The organism is Alkalihalophilus lindianensis (assembly GCF_032843265.1).
GTDB classification, from domain to species: domain Bacteria; phylum Bacillota; class Bacilli; order Bacillales; family Bacillaceae_D; genus Alkalihalophilus; species Alkalihalophilus lindianensis.
Map to the genome: position 1 here is coordinate 1 of NZ_JAWJBA010000901.1, position 242 is coordinate 242.

A 242-nucleotide genomic window follows, 5' to 3' on the forward strand; every position below is an offset into this window, starting at 1 on the left:
ATAGGACTAGTTGCATCGCTTGGAAATTTAAATAATGTCGATAAATTGGGACATTCGATTTCAGCCGCCTTCATTGCCACCTTGTTAGGGATCTTTTCCGGATATGTCCTTTGGCACCCTATCGCTAATAAATTGAAACGAATTTCAAAGCAAGAGCAAGAAATGAAGCTGTTAATGGTTGAAGGGTTACTGGCAATTTCTGAAGGGCTTTCCCCAAGCGCCATTGAAAAGAAATTAACCGT

At 40.5% G+C, this 242-nt stretch carries 1 protein-coding gene; it reads left to right on the forward strand.

From position 1 onward, the window contains the following. Positions 1–242, forward strand: a 242-nt coding sequence (locus RYX56_RS24725) for a MotA/TolQ/ExbB proton channel family protein (protein WP_317124436.1), incomplete at both ends; no start/stop codon positions are given.